This window comes from Leeuwenhoekiella sp. W20_SRS_FM14 (assembly GCF_052119605.1).
In the GTDB taxonomy this organism is placed as follows: Bacteria; Bacteroidota; Bacteroidia; order Flavobacteriales; family Flavobacteriaceae; genus Leeuwenhoekiella.
In genome coordinates this window covers 116,060-131,409 of record NZ_JBGQOK010000001.1, presented here as the reverse complement: position 1 = coordinate 131,409, position 15,350 = coordinate 116,060, and the positions used below count along the sequence as shown (strand labels likewise).

General features: G+C 37.3%; 11 protein-coding genes. 5 read left to right on the top strand and 6 right to left on the bottom strand.

The genetic code is table 11. The features are described 5' to 3' along the window. Positions 1-68: 68 nt before the first annotated feature. Together ACEN25_RS00535 and ACEN25_RS00530 are read right to left on the bottom strand one after the other, a co-directional pair. Positions 69-899, bottom strand: coding sequence for an ABC transporter permease (locus ACEN25_RS00535; RefSeq protein ID WP_441801160.1), 831 nt, complete (start codon positions 897-899; stop codon positions 69-71). 8 nt (positions 900-907) lie between these two features. Further along, positions 908-1,807 (bottom strand): ABC transporter ATP-binding protein, encoded by a 900-nt coding sequence (locus tag ACEN25_RS00530; protein ID WP_441801159.1) that lies wholly within the window; start codon positions 1,805-1,807, stop codon positions 908-910. A 94-nt stretch (positions 1,808-1,901) separates the two neighbouring features. On the opposite strand from ACEN25_RS00530, the gene ACEN25_RS00525 reads away from it, so the two are divergent. Continuing rightward, on the top strand, positions 1,902-2,975 hold the full coding sequence (locus tag ACEN25_RS00525; RefSeq protein ID WP_028375843.1) for a hypothetical protein: 1,074 nt from the start codon (positions 1,902-1,904) through the stop codon (positions 2,973-2,975). 50 nt (positions 2,976-3,025) lie between these two features. On the opposite strand, the gene ACEN25_RS00520 is transcribed toward ACEN25_RS00525, so the two are convergent. After that, on the bottom strand, positions 3,026-4,825 hold the full coding sequence (locus tag ACEN25_RS00520; RefSeq protein ID WP_441801158.1) for a glycoside hydrolase family 15 protein: 1,800 nt from the start codon (positions 4,823-4,825) through the stop codon (positions 3,026-3,028). 105 nt (positions 4,826-4,930) lie between these two features. On the opposite strand from ACEN25_RS00520, the gene ACEN25_RS00515 reads away from it, so the two are divergent. The 4 genes from ACEN25_RS00515 to ACEN25_RS00500 all read left to right on the top strand — a co-directional run bounded on the left by ACEN25_RS00515 (position 4,931) and on the right by ACEN25_RS00500 (position 10,868). Then, the gene (locus ACEN25_RS00515) at positions 4,931-7,138 is read left to right on the top strand and encodes a bifunctional alpha,alpha-trehalose-phosphate synthase (UDP-forming)/trehalose-phosphatase (protein ID WP_441801157.1); all 2,208 of its coding nucleotides are present in this window, start codon (positions 4,931-4,933) and stop codon (positions 7,136-7,138) included. A 21-nt stretch (positions 7,139-7,159) separates the two neighbouring features. Continuing rightward, a complete protein-coding gene (locus ACEN25_RS00510; protein WP_441801156.1) occupies positions 7,160-8,509 on the top strand; it encodes a M28 family peptidase in 1,350 nt (449 codons plus the stop codon). 162 nt (positions 8,510-8,671) lie between these two features. Continuing rightward, positions 8,672-10,297, top strand: a complete 1,626-nt coding sequence (locus ACEN25_RS00505) for a M1 family metallopeptidase (RefSeq protein ID WP_441801155.1) — start codon at positions 8,672-8,674, stop codon at positions 10,295-10,297. A 1-nt stretch (position 10,298) separates the two neighbouring features. Continuing rightward, positions 10,299-10,868 (top strand): YdeI/OmpD-associated family protein, encoded by a 570-nt coding sequence (locus ACEN25_RS00500; RefSeq protein ID WP_441801154.1) that lies wholly within the window; start codon positions 10,299-10,301, stop codon positions 10,866-10,868. A gap of 66 nt (positions 10,869-10,934) precedes the next feature. On the opposite strand, the gene ACEN25_RS00495 is transcribed toward ACEN25_RS00500, so the two are convergent. The 3 genes from ACEN25_RS00495 to ACEN25_RS00485 are packed head-to-tail and all read right to left on the bottom strand — an operon-like array spanning position 10,935 to position 15,326. Further along, positions 10,935-12,113, bottom strand: coding sequence for an aldose epimerase family protein (locus tag ACEN25_RS00495; protein ID WP_441801153.1), 1,179 nt, complete (start codon positions 12,111-12,113; stop codon positions 10,935-10,937). A gap of 20 nt (positions 12,114-12,133) precedes the next feature. Further along, the gene (gene araA / locus ACEN25_RS00490) at positions 12,134-13,645 is read right to left on the bottom strand and encodes an L-arabinose isomerase (RefSeq protein ID WP_441801152.1); all 1,512 of its coding nucleotides are present in this window, start codon (positions 13,643-13,645) and stop codon (positions 12,134-12,136) included. 31 nt (positions 13,646-13,676) lie between these two features. After that, positions 13,677-15,326: a solute:sodium symporter family transporter gene (locus ACEN25_RS00485; RefSeq protein WP_441801151.1), complete on the bottom strand. Its 1,650-nt coding sequence runs from the start codon at positions 15,324-15,326 to the stop codon at positions 13,677-13,679. Between the last annotated feature and the right edge of the window lie 24 nt (positions 15,327-15,350).

The window sequence follows — 15,350 nt, the reverse complement described above, 5'->3', positions numbered from 1 at the left end:
ACCTTTAAAATCATAAATAAAAAACTATCGCTCACAAGATTTTTATTGCGATTAAAGGGACCTAATTGCTACAAATCCCGCTTTTTAAGCAATGCATAAGCGCCATAAATAAAAATGAAGATCCATACCGAAACAATAACCACTTCATACCAGTGTACTGCGTAATCTATACTTATATCTGCCTGTAATTGTGTGGCTGCGGCTTCAATAAAATTGAGCCGTTGAAAAGGAAGATTTATTAAATTTTTCATCGCTTCAAGCGGAAAAAACTGAACAATTCCATCTGCTAACTCGGCACTGGTTTTCCACCTTAGAATTCCGTAGATGATGTTTTCAAAAATCCACCAAACAAACAAAAAGCCCAGAGCAAAAGCAGAACGCTTTACTAAAACGCCCAGAAATAAACAGAAAGAGAAGAAACCTACAAGTTTTAAAAAGTAAGCGAGCAGAAATTCCATCTCGCGGGTAACAATACTAAACTCGGTATAATCTGAAAAAGAATACCCTAAAATTAGCGTCATTACGAAGATGAAAAATGTAGAAAGTAATGCAAAAGCAACAACGGTATAAAATTTAGAAAGCATAAATTCTTTCTTACTCAACCCATCAATTAGGTTTTGCTTTAACGTTCTGTTACTATATTCATTAGAAATCATCGAGACAATTACAATCGCCAAAAAGAATTTTAATGTTGCCGCAACCCAGGTATTAAAATGCCAAATAAACGGAAAATTGAAAATACCCTGATCTGCTATACGTATTTGAAAATCGCCTAGGTTAAATTCAATAGAGGCGATAAGTGCAATGAATGAAAGAATTACAAAATAGGCGATGCTCAATACTTTTGAGGACCTGCTGTATTTTAATTTGTAAAATTCTATGGTAAGTAATCGTAGCATGTAGGTGCTTAGTTTAGTTTGGCTGTAAGTTGTAAAAATTGTTCTTCAAGGCTTTCTTTGCGCATCACCAGGTGTGAAAGAACAATATGTTTTTCAAATAAGTAGCTGTTTAAAGCTTCCGCAGAAAGTGGATTTTTGAGAAATGCAGTTACTAAACCATTCTCTTCTTTAAGGGATGCAAAATCAGGATGTGTTTCTAAGGCTAAAATAAGATCTTGTTGTCGCTCACAGCGCAATTCAAAAAAGCCGTGACTGGCGTTTAATTCATCTACAGGACCAGCGTATAATTTAATTCCGTTTCTAATTATGACCACATGCGAACATACCTTTTCAACCTCATCAAGTAAATGTGATGCAAGAAGAATGGTGGTTCCGCCAGAAGCGATATTCTTTATAATCTCTCGTATTTGATGAATTCCCTGTGGGTCAAGGCCATTCGTTGGTTCGTCTAAAATTAAAATTTCAGGATCATTTAATAAAGCTGAAGCAATTGCGAGTCGCTGCTTCATTCCTAAAGAAAAGGTGCTAAACTTGCTATCCTTACGATCTAAGAGGTGTACGATTTCTAATTTTTCGTCAATCTTTGAAGGATCTACATCTTTTATAGTGCATACTAACTTAAGATTTTGTGCAGCAGTCATATAGGGGTAAAAGTTAGGACGCTCTATTATTGCTCCTACTTTTTTTAATGCGTTATGGGTTGTATCACTACCATCAAACCACTTAAAATCTCCAGACGTGGCATTTACAACATTGAGTACCATACCTAGCGTTGTGGACTTACCACTACCGTTAGGTCCTAAAATCCCGTAAACATTTCCCTTTTCAATAGTGAAACTCAGATCGTTTACAGCTTTAACTTTACCGTAATGCTTCGTGAGGTTTTTAAGAGTAAGAATTGTATCCAAAAGCGTAATTTTAAGATTAGCGTACTTTAACAAGACGAGCACATGCCTGTTTTGTTACAGCACTTAATTACCTTTGTACAAATCCCTTTTGACTATGGAAGACAAATTAATGTCACGTAAAAAACCTACTTACCCTATTAATGATACACTCAAAGAGTATTTGACTAAGTATAATAGGGAAATTAAAATACCTGTATTTTACGAAGATCTTCTCCGTTTTTCTGGCGGAATAAATATTTATGACAAGAACGATAATGATACTTTATGGATAAGTGTTTATTATTCTGAATTTGAACGCGAGGAACTTGAAGAAAGTTTAAAACGGGTATATACCATTCTACATTCAGATGGAAGTGAAAGCATGTTGCCTTTCTTAAAGGTTGCTGCGATTGACTATTGCACGTTTGGAAACTCAAAACCCTTCCGTATCAAAATAAATAATATCTATAATGATAACTATACCTACTTCTATGTTAAAAAGGCAGACGCCAGTAGGGTTTATGGTCTAGACCTCGAACATATTTTATCTCCTAACCGTATTAACTTTCTGGTTTATAAAGACACGTTGATTGAAGAGCATATAGTAGGAATTCCCGGTGATGTTTTTATTTCTGAATATTTAGACAAATGTGATGATGTAGGCAAAGCCCAACTTGCAAAGGAGTTTGTAAAATTTAATGAGCGTTGCATGATACTACTTTTGGGAGATATGCGCTCGTATAATTATGTGGTAATACCTACCCATGATTTTGATCATATTAAATATAAAATACGTGCTATAGATTTTGACCAGCAGTGTTTTGAAGGAAATTACAAAGTATACAAACCTCATATTTTTAAAGAAAACTTTAAAATGGTTGATCTCGTATCTAACCGTCTGCGTGATAAATCTATAGAGCAATACCGTGAGGAAGAGCGCGCAGTATTGGCTAAACGTATTATAACATCAAAAAACAGGTTGCGTAGACTTCTTAAATGTATGAGTCAGGATACCATCTCTACCGAAGAAAATTTACACAACCTTCGTGGTCAATTGTACGAGTACACGATGGATATGAAATTTAAACGAGCCCAATCTATGGGTCAAATTGTAAAAACAGCTCTTGCCTTTGTAAAACGTAATTATGAAGATGTGAGTATGAAGCGTATTATGCAAGCACGATATTAAATAAAAAAACCGGTCAAACGACCGGTTTTTTTATGCCTACGTATTACATATTAATAAACAATAGGTTTAAAGCGTTCTTTTTTAGTGCTGTGTTTAGAAAAATTTGCTGCCGTTTCTATAAGTGCTAAATGTGAATAGGCCTGCGGAAAGTTCCCCAGTAAACGCTTTGTTTTAAAATCTATATCTTCACTAAATAAGCCTAAATGATTGCTGTAAGAAAGTAACTGATCAAAATAACGAATTGCTTTATCCTCTTCCCCTATTTTATACAGACTGTCTATAAGCCAAAATGTACAAATGGTAAAAGATGAATTAGGCTCCCCAAAATCGTCATTGTTTTTATAACGATACATCAAACCGTCTTTACATAACTCGCGCTCTGTAGCCTGTACAGTCGAGATATAACGCGGGTCTTTTGCATCTAAAAAGCCATATTGCTCCATAAGTAAAGTTGAAGCGTCTAAATCTTCAGAACCGTACGACTGCGTGTAAGCCTGCTTTTCCTCGTTCCAGGCATTTGCGCAAATATCATCGTGTATTTCTTTACGTAGATCTTCCCATTCTCCGAGATTACCGCGTTCTAACACACAGGCTATTTTTATAGCTCGGTCTATAGCCACCCAGCATAACAGTTTTGAGAAAGTAAAATGACGGTCTTCGGTACGCAGTTCCCAGATTCCTTTATCTGCCTCTTTCCAATGTTGTTTTACAATCTTTACAATTCCCAGAATGATCATCCACAATTCTTCACTATTGTCTAGTGTAGTCTCAAACTGAACAAATTGCTGATAGATTACCTCCATCAAAATTCCGTAGATATCATTTTGTTTTTGAACATACGCGGCATTACCTATACGTACGGGAGCAGAATCTTTATATCCAGACAGGTGATCTAAGGTTTCTTCGGTAAGTGTTTTTTCACCGTTAATACCATACATAATCTGCATTTTCTCATCTTTGTCTGGCAGTGTATCTATGATAAATTGTAAAAATTTACGAGCAGATTTTGTGTGTCCAAGACTAGAAATTACGCGTATTACCATAGAGGCGTCACGCACCCAGCAAAAGCGGTAATCCCAGTTGCGCACTTCTCCAATAGTTTCAGGTAATGAGGTGGTAGCCGCAGCGAGTACCGCTCCAGACTTTTCAAACGTAAGTGCTTTTAGCGTGAGCGCACTTCGCATAATTTCCTTTTGATACAAACTGTATTTTGTGGTTTTATCAGACCAATTCATCCAGTAAACTTTTGTACGCTGAAATTTCAAATACGCTCTGTCTAATGACTGTTCCATCAATTTCTCGTGATAAGACATCAAAATAAAAGCGTTGCTTTCTAATGAAATCTTAGCTCCATCTAATATAGAACTGTGATCTATATCTGTATATAAGTATAGTGAGTCATACTTGCCTTCTTCGGTGCAACTCTCTATATAATTTGTTTTATCAACTGTTATAGTCTTATTCTTAGCATATTCTAGTTTAGGGTCGTAATTACATACAAACGAGGGTTTCCCTTTTACCAGACGAATAAAACGGATTATATCTGGTGGAGCGTAAAACTTACCATCTGCTTTCTCATAACGGGGCATAAAATCAAAAACCTCAAAAGCATCCTCGCCATTGTCATACATGGTACGCAAAATGTTAGTATCCCACATGTATTTTTGGGTAATTGTATAGTCATCAGTTACATCAAAACTTTGAAATCCTCCTTTCTCTTCGTCAAGTAATTTTGCAAATACAGAGGGAGAATCAAAAATGGGTAAACAACACCAGTCTATTGAACCTTTGTCAGATATCAAAGCTGCACTTCTACAATTTCCTATTATTCCATAATTTAAATTATCCATAAAATATTTAAAGTTCTAAAGTTCTATTAAACGGGTAGCCTAGAAGCTATTGTTTTCCGAAATTTAAGCATTAACAAAAAAATTAATCCGCTATCTCCTGTTTTTATGAGTAAAACTATCATTATATCAAATCGACTACCCTTACAATTACAAATTGATAACAAAACAATTAATGCGACTCCAAGTGTAGGTGGTTTAGCTACCGGAATGAAGTCTGTACACAGAGACAGCAACGGAGTTTGGATAGGCTGGACCGGTCTAACTGAAGAAGAAATACCGGCAAATCTTCTTGATGATGTTATCGAAGCAACTATTAAAGAACAATGTATTCCTGTATCACTTACTAAAGAAGATATAGACGGTTTTTATTACGGCTTCTCCAACCGTACCATCTGGCCGCTATTTCATTATTTTATGGAATATACTGAATTTGAAAAACAAAGCTGGCAGAGTTATGTTACCGTAAATGAAAAATACGCAGAAGTTGTTTTAGACAATATAGAAGAAGGAGATACCGTGTGGGTGCACGATTACCAGTTAATGTTGCTTCCGGCAATGATTAAAAAGAAACGCCCTGATGTGCAAATAGGCTTTTTTCTGCATATACCCTTCCCGTCTTATGAAGTATTTAGAACACTTCCGTGGAGAGAAGAAATTCTAAAAGGTTTATTAGGTTCAGACTTAATAGGTTTTCACACCTATGATTATCAGCGTCACTTTTTAAGTTCGGTGTCCCGTATTTTAAGACATGAAGTAGGGTTTAATGAGATTACTTTAAAAGATCGCATTGTTACCGTAAACTCATTCCCAATGGGTATTGATTATAACAAATTTGCTGAAGCTGCGGCAAAACACGATGCTACTAAAAACCAGTCAGAATTACAACGCAGACTCGATATACACATAGATGCGACGCCAGACGCAAAAATGATTTTATCTATAGACCGTCTGGATTACAGTAAAGGTATTGCCAATCGTCTTAGAGCTTACGAGTATTTCTTAGAAAAGTACCCCGAGTTTAAAGAGAAAGTTCGTCTTGTAATGCTAGCAGTTCCCTCCCGCTCTAACGTTCCACAATATCAATTACTGAAAAAGGAAATTGACGAACTCGTAGGTCGTATCAACGGAAAATTTGCCTCGGTAAGCTGGACGCCTATCTGGTATTTCTATCGTTCAATGCCTTTTGAAAATCTCATTGACTTATATACTACTTGTGAGGTAGCACTATTAACGCCTATACGTGATGGTATGAATCTGGTAGCTAAAGAATATATTGCAACCCGCACAAATCAAACTGGTGTGCTTATTTTGAGTGAAATGGCAGGCGCTGCACAAGAAATGAGTGAAGCTTTGATTATTAACCCTAATAATTTTGAAGAAATAGCAGATGCTTTAAAGCAGGCTATAGAAATGCCCGAAGCAGAACAAGTAAAACGCAATAAATTTTTACAAAAAAGACTGAAACGTTACAATGTAGAAAAATGGGCAGATGATTTTATGACAATCCTTAACGACACAAAACATAAATCTGATATTGTGAAAGCTATACGTATGACTGAAAATCAAGAAAATGAAATGCTTGCTGCTTATAAAGATTCTGAGAAGCGCATCCTATTTTTAGATTATGACGGCACCTTAAGAGCTTTTGTAAACAATCCCGAAGATGCAAGCCCTGATGATGATCTACTCGAATTAGTAAATACCATTCAAGCTAAACCTAATACAGAAGTGGTAATCATTAGCGGCCGGGATCGCCACACCTTAGGAACCTGGTGGCAGGATATCCCAATTACACTAATTGCTGAGCACGGCGTCTGGAAGAAACCTACAGGAGGCGAATGGGCAGTAACAGAGAATCTAAAAAACGATTGGATGGATACCGTGCGACCTATTTTAGAAAAGTTTGTAGACCGTACTGCAGGTACATTTATTGAAGAAAAAAACTACAGTCTGGCCTGGCATTATCGCAATGCAGATCCTGATTTAGGTGAAATTAGAGCAAGTGAGCTTTCTTCAGTTTTAAAAGAACTTTCTGCTAATAATGATTTGGGAGTTTTAGACGGAAACAAAGTTCTTGAAATTAAAAACAGTACCATTCATAAAGGAAAAGCGGTGACAAAGCATATTTTTGAAAAAGACTATACCTTTCAGTTTGCAATAGGTGATGACTGGACAGATGAGTATATGTTTCAGGATTTGCCCAACGAGGCATACACCATAAAAGTTGGTTTACAAAAAACGGCTGCAAAATATTATGTAGATGATACCGATCGTGTACGCGATTTATTAAAGAAATTTGCTGCTCAAGACTAAAAAAAAAAGTAAAATAGAACCATGAAAAACGCTTACACTTTTGCATTCCTTTTGTGTTTTGGGTCTTTATTAGCCCAAAATAATGTTCCGTCACAAACAGATTTACGTATTTACGGAATCATTGACGCAGTCTCTGCTACTAATATTGAAAAAGATGTGCGCGCGCTCGCAGATTTTGGCACACGTAACACGTTTAGCGATACTCTTAGTTACACGCGAGGTATAGGTGCTGCCCGAAGATATATTAAAGCAGAATTTGAGAAAACCTCTAAAAACTGCAACTCGTGTCTTGAGGTTTTTTACCAGAAGGATTTTGTTACTCCAGAAATGGGAAATCGCATTCCTAAAGAAACCTATGTTGTAAATGTGGTAGCCATTCAGCGCGGAACAAAATATCCCAATCGTTATGTGATAATGAGCGGCGATATCGATTCGCGCGCTAGCAATACGATGGACTTTGAGACAGACGCTCCCGGAGCTAATGACAATGCCAGCGGTATGGCCGGCACTTTAGAAGCAGCTCGCGTTCTCTCTAAATATAAGTTTGAGAACAGCATAATTTATGTAGGACTTTCTGGTGAAGAACAGGGCCTATTTGGTGGGAAAGGTCTTGCTGATTATGCAAAAAGTAAAGGCTGGGATATCATCGGAATTTTAAATAATGACATGATTGGTAACATTGAAGGTGTTGACGGTGTAATTAGCAATCGTGATTTTAGAATTTTTTCAGAGCCCGTTCCCGCTAATGAAACTGAAAAACAACGCAATGCTCGCAGATTTTATGGCGGTGAAGTTGATGGTATTTCACGCCAGTTAGCACGTTATATTCATAAAAATGTATCTAATTATATGCCAGAAATGAACCCGATGATGATCTATCGGTTAGATCGTTTTGGGAGAGGTGGTCACCATAGGCCTTTTAATGATTTAGGCTTCGCTGGAATACGTATTATGGAAGCTCACGAAAATTACACACAACAACATCAAGACATTCGTATCGAAGACGGTATTGAATATGGGGATACAGTAGAGCATGTAAACTTTCCGTATGCAGCAAAGCTTACTGCAGTCAACGCAATAAATTTGGCAAGTCTTGCCTGGGCTCCTCCATCGCCGCAAACTGTTGAAATAGGCGGCATTGTTGAGGCCGATGTAAAACTTAAATGGTCTAAAGTTGATGGTGCTGCAGGCTATAAAATCTATTGGAGAGACACTACCTCACCTACCTGGGATCATAGCAGGTTTGTAGGTGATGTTTCTGAAGCAACATTAGATGGTATTGTAATAGATAATTCATTCTTTGGTGTGGCTGCCGTTGGTGCAAATGGTCACGAAAGTCTGGTTGTTTTTCCTAATGCGATACTCCGATAGAAATCTTTAAATAGATAAGTACTTTTACTTTTGAAAATGCTTTTAAAAATGGCTAATCCAAAAATCATTAAAGTCTTGCACATAAATTATTAGATGCTCATTTTATATTTCAAATCAAAAAACGCTACGCTCTTGTTTAAAACTTTTAATATTAAAAATTTAATGTCAGCGCTGTTAATAATCTTACTTTTTAGCAGTTGCGCAGAGGCTCAGGCAATACAAAATAAATATACTCGTGCAGACACACTGCGAGGAAGTATAACTCCAGAACGCGAATGGTGGGATGTAACTCATTATGATTTAGCCGTAACTATAGAACCTGATAAAGAATTTATTTCCGGAGTAAATACAGTTATTTATGAGGTATTAAAACCTAATCAGACACTTCAAATTGATCTGCAAAAACCTATGAAGTTAATACGCGCGGCTCAAGATGGTAAGACCTTATCTTTTACCAATGAAGGTGCTGCTCATTTTATAACGCTATTAAAAAAACAAAAGAAAGGTGCAAAAAACACATTAGAACTTACTTTTGAAGGTATTCCTGTTGTTGGAGCCAGACTCCCATGGGATGGCGGCTGGACCTGGCAAAAAGATGCCAATGGAAAAACTTTTGCAGCCAATGCAAATCAAGGGATTGGATCCTCTATTTGGTGGCCCAATAAAGATATTCCGTATGATGAGGTTAGTGGTTTAGACTTGCACTTAACCGTACCCAACGGACTTATGGCTATAGGAAACGGTACACTCATTGATTCTACATCTACTAATGAAACTACAACCTATAACTGGAAGGTTAAAAACCCAATCAACAGTTACGGAGTAAGTGCAAATATTGCTGATTACGCCCATTTTTCTGAAACATATACTGGCGAAAAAGGCGTATTAGATTTAAATTATTATGTATTAAAAGAAAATCTAGAAAAGGCAAAAAAGCAATTTAAACAGGTGCCTATGATGCTGAAAGCTTTTGAGCATTGGTTTGGTCCTTATCCTTTTTACGAGGATGGCTACAAGCTGGTTGAAGTGCCCTATTTAGGTATGGAGCATCAAAGTAATGTAACTTACGGAAACCGCTATGAGAATGGCTATTTAGGTCGCGATCTTTCAGGGTCTGGATGGGGATTAAAATTTGATTTTATAATTATCCACGAGTCTGGTCACGAGTGGTTTGCAAACAACATAACTAATAAGGATGTAGCAGATATGTGGGTTCACGAAGGGTTTACTGCGTACTCAGAAAATTTGTATGTTGATTATTATTTTGGAAAGGAAGCTTCTGCAGAATATGTAATAGGTACTCGTTTTGCAATTAGCAATGACCGCCCTATTATAGGAACCTATGGGGTAGATCAGGAAGGTAGCGGTGATATGTATTATAAAGGTGCTAATATCTTGCACACATTACGTCAACTCATTGAAGATGACAAAAAATGGCGCCAAATTTTGAGAGGATTAAATACCGAATTCTATCACCAGACAGTTACCTCTGCTCAGGTTGAAAATTATATAAGTAAAGAAAGTGGGATTAATCTAACCCAGTTTTGGGACCAATATTTACGCACTATATTAATTCCTGAATTACAATATAAAATCAAAGAAAACACACTAGAATTTAGATATGTTGATATCGTGGAAGGTTTTGATATGCCGGTTCAGGTTAACGTAAATGGTATAGAAAAATGGATCACTCCAACTGCAGAATGGCAATCTGAATCATTTGAAAAAACTATTACCGATTTTAAAGTAGATCCTGATTTTTATATTGAATCAAGAGAAACAAAATAACATGTCTAATCTACCGCTACTTTATTTCAAGAATGCTGAAGAATGGCGAGCGTGGTTACATTTAAATCACGATTCTAGCTCAGGAGTAGAATTAATTTTTTATAAAGTAGCCTGTGAAGAAGAAAGTATGCGATGGGAAGAGGCTGTAAAAGTTGCGATCTGTTACGGATGGATTGACAGCACGGTACGCAAACTGGATGATAAAAGACGCAAGCAGTATTTCTGCAAACGTAAGCCAAAAAGCGTCTGGAGTGCCGTGAACAAAGGCTATGTAGAAGAACTATATAATGATGATTTAATTCATCCCAGCGGACATAAGGCTATTAAAATTGCAAAAGAAAATGGTTCGTGGACAGCTCTTGACAATGTAGAAGAAGGCATTATACCTGAAGATCTACAGGTTGCATTCACTCATAACCCAGAAGCTTTTGACAATTATCAAAATTTCGCAAAGGGATATCAAAAAAGTTATCTCTACTGGCTTAATCAGGCTAAACGTCAGGATACTCGACACAAACGCATAAACGAAATTATTAATTTATGCTTCAACAATAAAAAGCAACGATCTTAATATTTAGGTTATAAAAAAGCCCAGTACAAATGTATTGGGCTTTTTTACATTTAAGTTCATTCAAAATTACTTCACTGAAAATTTAAATGAGGTTTGGCTTTTATAGGTTTCTCCCGGTTTTAATACAGTGCTAGGAAACTCAGGTTGATTAGGTGAATCCGGGTAATGCTGGGTTTCTAAGCAAAATCCGCTTCGGTATGCATACGTGCTTGTACCTCCTTTTTGAGTTAGCGTACCATCTAAGAAATTACCGGTGTAAAACTGTATAGCAGGCTCTGTGGTTTCCACTTCAAGAAAACGTCCACTTTCAGAATCGTAGGCAGTTGCTGCAAGTCGCATTTGACCATCTTCCCCATTTAGTATCCAACAATGATCGTAACCTTTACCTTTTGCTAACTGATCATTCTCTGCATCAATATCAGTCTTAATAAGTTTTGGTGTATTAAAATCAAATGGTGTCCCTTCTACGGTAGCTAATTCACCTGTTGGAATAAGCGTCTCATCTACTGGAAGGTATTGATCTGCATTAAGCATCACTTCGGTATCTAATATTGTTTTATTAAAATCTCCAGAAAGATTAAAATAAGTGTGTTGTGTTAAATTCACCACCGTAGTCTTGTCTGTTTGTGCCTCGTAATCTATTAATAATGTATTATCTGAAAGCAATGTATACGTAACAATTGTCTGCAAATTACCGGGATACCCCTGATCACCGTCTTTACTCAAATAGGTGAGCTTCAAGCCTACAGTATCCCCATCTTTTACTTCTTCTGCAGTCCAGATCACTTTATCAAAACCCGCTCCACCGTGTAAACTATTAGGACCATCGTTTGTAGGTAACTGATATTCTGTACCATCAAGACTAAATTTTCCTTTTGCGATTCGGTTTCCATAACGGCCTATAATAGCTCCAAAAAATGGCGGATTTCCGCTCGTATATTGAGCTAAATTATCAAAGCCTAAAACCACATCTTGAAAGGTACTGTCTTTACCAGGTGCTTTTAAACTTGTTATAATGCCACCATAGGTAATGATGTCAACCTCCATCCCATTTACGTTAACTAGCTTGTATTTATCTACTGTGATACTGTCTAATTTGCCAAACTCAGTTTTAGTAATAGAAGCTTCGGGCATTTCGGCAACAACTGCCGTTTCTTCTTTCTTGGTATTATTTTTACAATTTACCAGCGAAAGTGTCATTGCCAGCACTACCGGAACGACTAAAAAATTCTTATATATTTTCATAATTCTAATAGTTTAGAAACTTACATCCCGTGTTGAAACAGGTGGTAATAAGCTTCGTTAGCGTTAATGGTATCTTTAAACTCGCGTACACGTGTGCGTTCGTCAATCACTAAAAGCTCAATACCGGCAATATCAGCAAAATCTTCCATAAATTCTGTTGTTACTGCCTGGCTGTACACGGTGTGATGCGCTCCCCCGGCAAGAATCCAGCTGGTGGCTGCAATATCAAGATTGGGTTTGCAATCCCAAAGCACACGAGCTACGGGTAGATGCGGCAAATCTGCTTCCGGTTTAACAGCTTCAACTTCGTTAACAATTAATCTAAAGCGATTCCCCATATCTACTAATGATGCATTTATTGCAGGACCTTCAGGAGAATTAAAAACAAGACGCGCAGGATCTTCTTTACCGCCTATTCCTAGAGGATGCACCTCACAACTAGCTTTACCATCCGCAATAGAAGGGCAAATTTCGAGCATATGTGACCCTAAAACATACGAACCTTGTGGCGTAAAGTGATAGGTATAATCTTCCATAAATGAGGTACCGCCTTCCATACCAATCGCCATGACTTTCATCGCACGGGTAAGGGCTGCAGTTTTCCAGTCTCCTTCTCCACCAAAACCATAACCATCTGCCATTAAACGTTGTGTGGCAATACCCGGCAATTGCTTCAGTTCTCCCAGATTTTCAAATGTATCTGTAAAAGCTCCAAAACCTCCTTCTTCTAAAAAGGCACGAAGTCCGAGTTCAATTTTAGCAGCTTCTACTAAAGACTGGCGTTGTTCTCCTCCTTCTTTAATTGTTTCGGCTAAATTATATTCCGTTTCATACGTTTTAAGTAATTCATCAAGATCTTCCTGTTTGATCTCATTAATTTTAGCCACGATATCTGAAGAATCAAAACCATTTACGGTAAAACCAAAACGCATTTGCGCTTCTACCTTGTCTCCTTCGGTTACGGCTACTTCCCGCATATTGTCGCCAATACGAGCCACTTTTAAGTTCTGAAATTCATTCCATCCTAAAGCTACACGGGTGAAAACACCTAGTTTTGCCTGTACTTTTTTATCTTCCCAGTGACCTACTACCACTTTGCGCTTTTTACGCATACGTGACATTATAAAACCAAATTCGCGATCCCCATGTGCAGACTGGTTTAGATTCATAAAGTCCATATCAATTTCTCCCCACGGAATAGCAGCATTAAATTGCGTGTGCAGGTGGCAAATAGGTTTTTTAAGCAGGCTTAAGCCTTTAATCCACATTTTTGCAGGTGAAAAGGTATGCATCCACAAAATAAGTCCGATGCAGTTTTTAGTTCCGTTTGCTTCAAGACATAAGTCTGTAATCTCGTTAGGTGTTTTTACTAAATCTTTATAAATGATTTTAACCGGTATTGCAGCAGAAGCACTTAGACCTTGTGCAATCTCCTGAGAATGTGCTGCTACTTGTTTAAGTGTTTCTTCGCCGTATAAGTGTTGCGTTCCTGTCACAAACCAAACTTCGTATTGATCAATATTATAATTCATGTAATGCTTCTTCTTTTATTAAATAAAATCGTTATGAGAAATAAATGTAAATGCTAACCACAGCAAGACAAATAAATATACCTGCAGGTTTTAAATGTTTCCAGGGTGTGATATCTACCTGACGTGTATATTCTTCTTGATATTCGGTTTCTCTTGGGTAAAACTTACTCACTCCAAATAATATGGCTAGTACGAGCACAAAAATAATTCCCATAATATGTAAGAAACTCGGGAAGGCTTCAGCAGCGATTAAGCTCAATTGATCTGCATCTGTAATACCTGCTAGTTCTGCATCAGAAACTGCAGCTCCTGTGATGATAGGCTTAATCACATAAAGGGTAACTAAATAGGTTACTACTGCAAATACAATGGCAATATTTGCAGATTTTCCTGAAACCCGTTTAGAGAAAATACCCACTAATATAATTGCTAAAATAGGTACACTAAATGAGCCGTTAAGTTCTTGCAGGTAATTAAAAATCCCCCCTTCTACTCCATACAATAACGGCGCAATAGCCATTGAGAAAATTGCTAGAAACACACCAAAGGTCTTACCGGCACGCACAACTTGTTTTTCTGAAGCGTTACTGTTAAAATATTGCTTGTATAAATCAAGACCAAATAAGGTAACAGAACTGTTTAGCGCCGAGTTAAACGAACTTAAAATCGCACCAAACAAAACCGCAGCAAAAAACCCTACAAAAGCTGTAGGCAATACTGCTTTAACAAGCATAGGATATGCCTCATCTGCATTTTCTAATTCACCATTAAAATATTGAAACGCAATAATCCCCGGAAGTACAACGATAATAGGACCTAATATTTTAACAAAGGCAGCAAGACAAAGCCCCTTTTGACCTTCAGCTAGATTTTTTGCTCCTAAAGCCCGCTGTATAATGGCCTGGTTTGTTCCCCAGTAATAAAAATTTACAATAAGCATCCCGGTAAATAAAGTTGTCCACGGCACCGAAGAATTAGGTCCTCCCAGGATTTCAAATTTTTCGGGAAGGTTTGTAGTAAGTACACTCATACCATTTATGATACTGCCGTCTCCGATGGCCATCAAACCAAAAATAGGAATGAGCAAGCCTCCTATTATAAGCCCCACAGCATTAATAGAATCTGAAACTGCTACAGCTTTAAGACCCCCAAAAATCGCATAAATACTCCCTATTAAACCTATAATCCATACCGTAACCCACAATGCACTTTCTGGACTTAATCCCATACGCTCTGGGATATCAAACATAGTATTAATCGCTAACGCTCCAGAATATAATACTGTAGGCAACATAGATATGGCATATGCCATCAGGAATAAAATAGAAACAATGGTTTTGGTTAGTTTTCCGTAGCGCGTCTCTAAAAACTGCGGAATGGTAGATATACCACCTTTTAAATATTTAGGAAGCAAAACAAATGCCGTGAAAACCATTGCGATTGCAGCAATTACCTCATAAGCTGCGATTAAAATACCTTCGCTAAAACCTACTCCGTTTGTACCTATAATTTGCTCGGTAGAAAGGTTAGTAAGCAATAAAGAACCTGCAATTACGGGTCCTGTTAGACTTCGACCGCCTAAGAAATAACCATCAGAGGTAGTTTCATCTGTTTTCCGCGAAGCGAAATACGCAATAACCGCTACTAATAGTGTAAACGCGGCAAAAGTAATTAGTCCCATAAATAAATTTGTAAATGATTAATT

Coding starts and splice junctions, on each gene's coding strand:
- ACEN25_RS00485 (WP_441801151.1), bottom strand. CDS start 15,326: ATGGGACTAATTACTTTTGCCGCGTTTACACTATTAGTAGCGGTTATT.
- ACEN25_RS00505 (WP_441801155.1), top strand. CDS start 8,672: ATGTCAGCGCTGTTAATAATCTTACTTTTTAGCAGTTGCGCAGAGGCT.
- ACEN25_RS00520 (WP_441801158.1), bottom strand. CDS start 4,825: ATGGATAATTTAAATTATGGAATAATAGGAAATTGTAGAAGTGCAGCT.
- ACEN25_RS00525 (WP_028375843.1), top strand. CDS start 1,902: ATGGAAGACAAATTAATGTCACGTAAAAAACCTACTTACCCTATTAAT.
- ACEN25_RS00510 (WP_441801156.1), top strand. CDS start 7,160: ATGAAAAACGCTTACACTTTTGCATTCCTTTTGTGTTTTGGGTCTTTA.
- ACEN25_RS00515 (WP_441801157.1), top strand. CDS start 4,931: ATGAGTAAAACTATCATTATATCAAATCGACTACCCTTACAATTACAA.
- araA (WP_441801152.1), bottom strand. CDS start 13,645: ATGAATTATAATATTGATCAATACGAAGTTTGGTTTGTGACAGGAACG.
- ACEN25_RS00495 (WP_441801153.1), bottom strand. CDS start 12,113: ATGAAAATATATAAGAATTTTTTAGTCGTTCCGGTAGTGCTGGCAATG.
- ACEN25_RS00500 (WP_441801154.1), top strand. CDS start 10,299: ATGTCTAATCTACCGCTACTTTATTTCAAGAATGCTGAAGAATGGCGA.
- ACEN25_RS00535 (WP_441801160.1), bottom strand. CDS start 899: ATGCTACGATTACTTACCATAGAATTTTACAAATTAAAATACAGCAGG.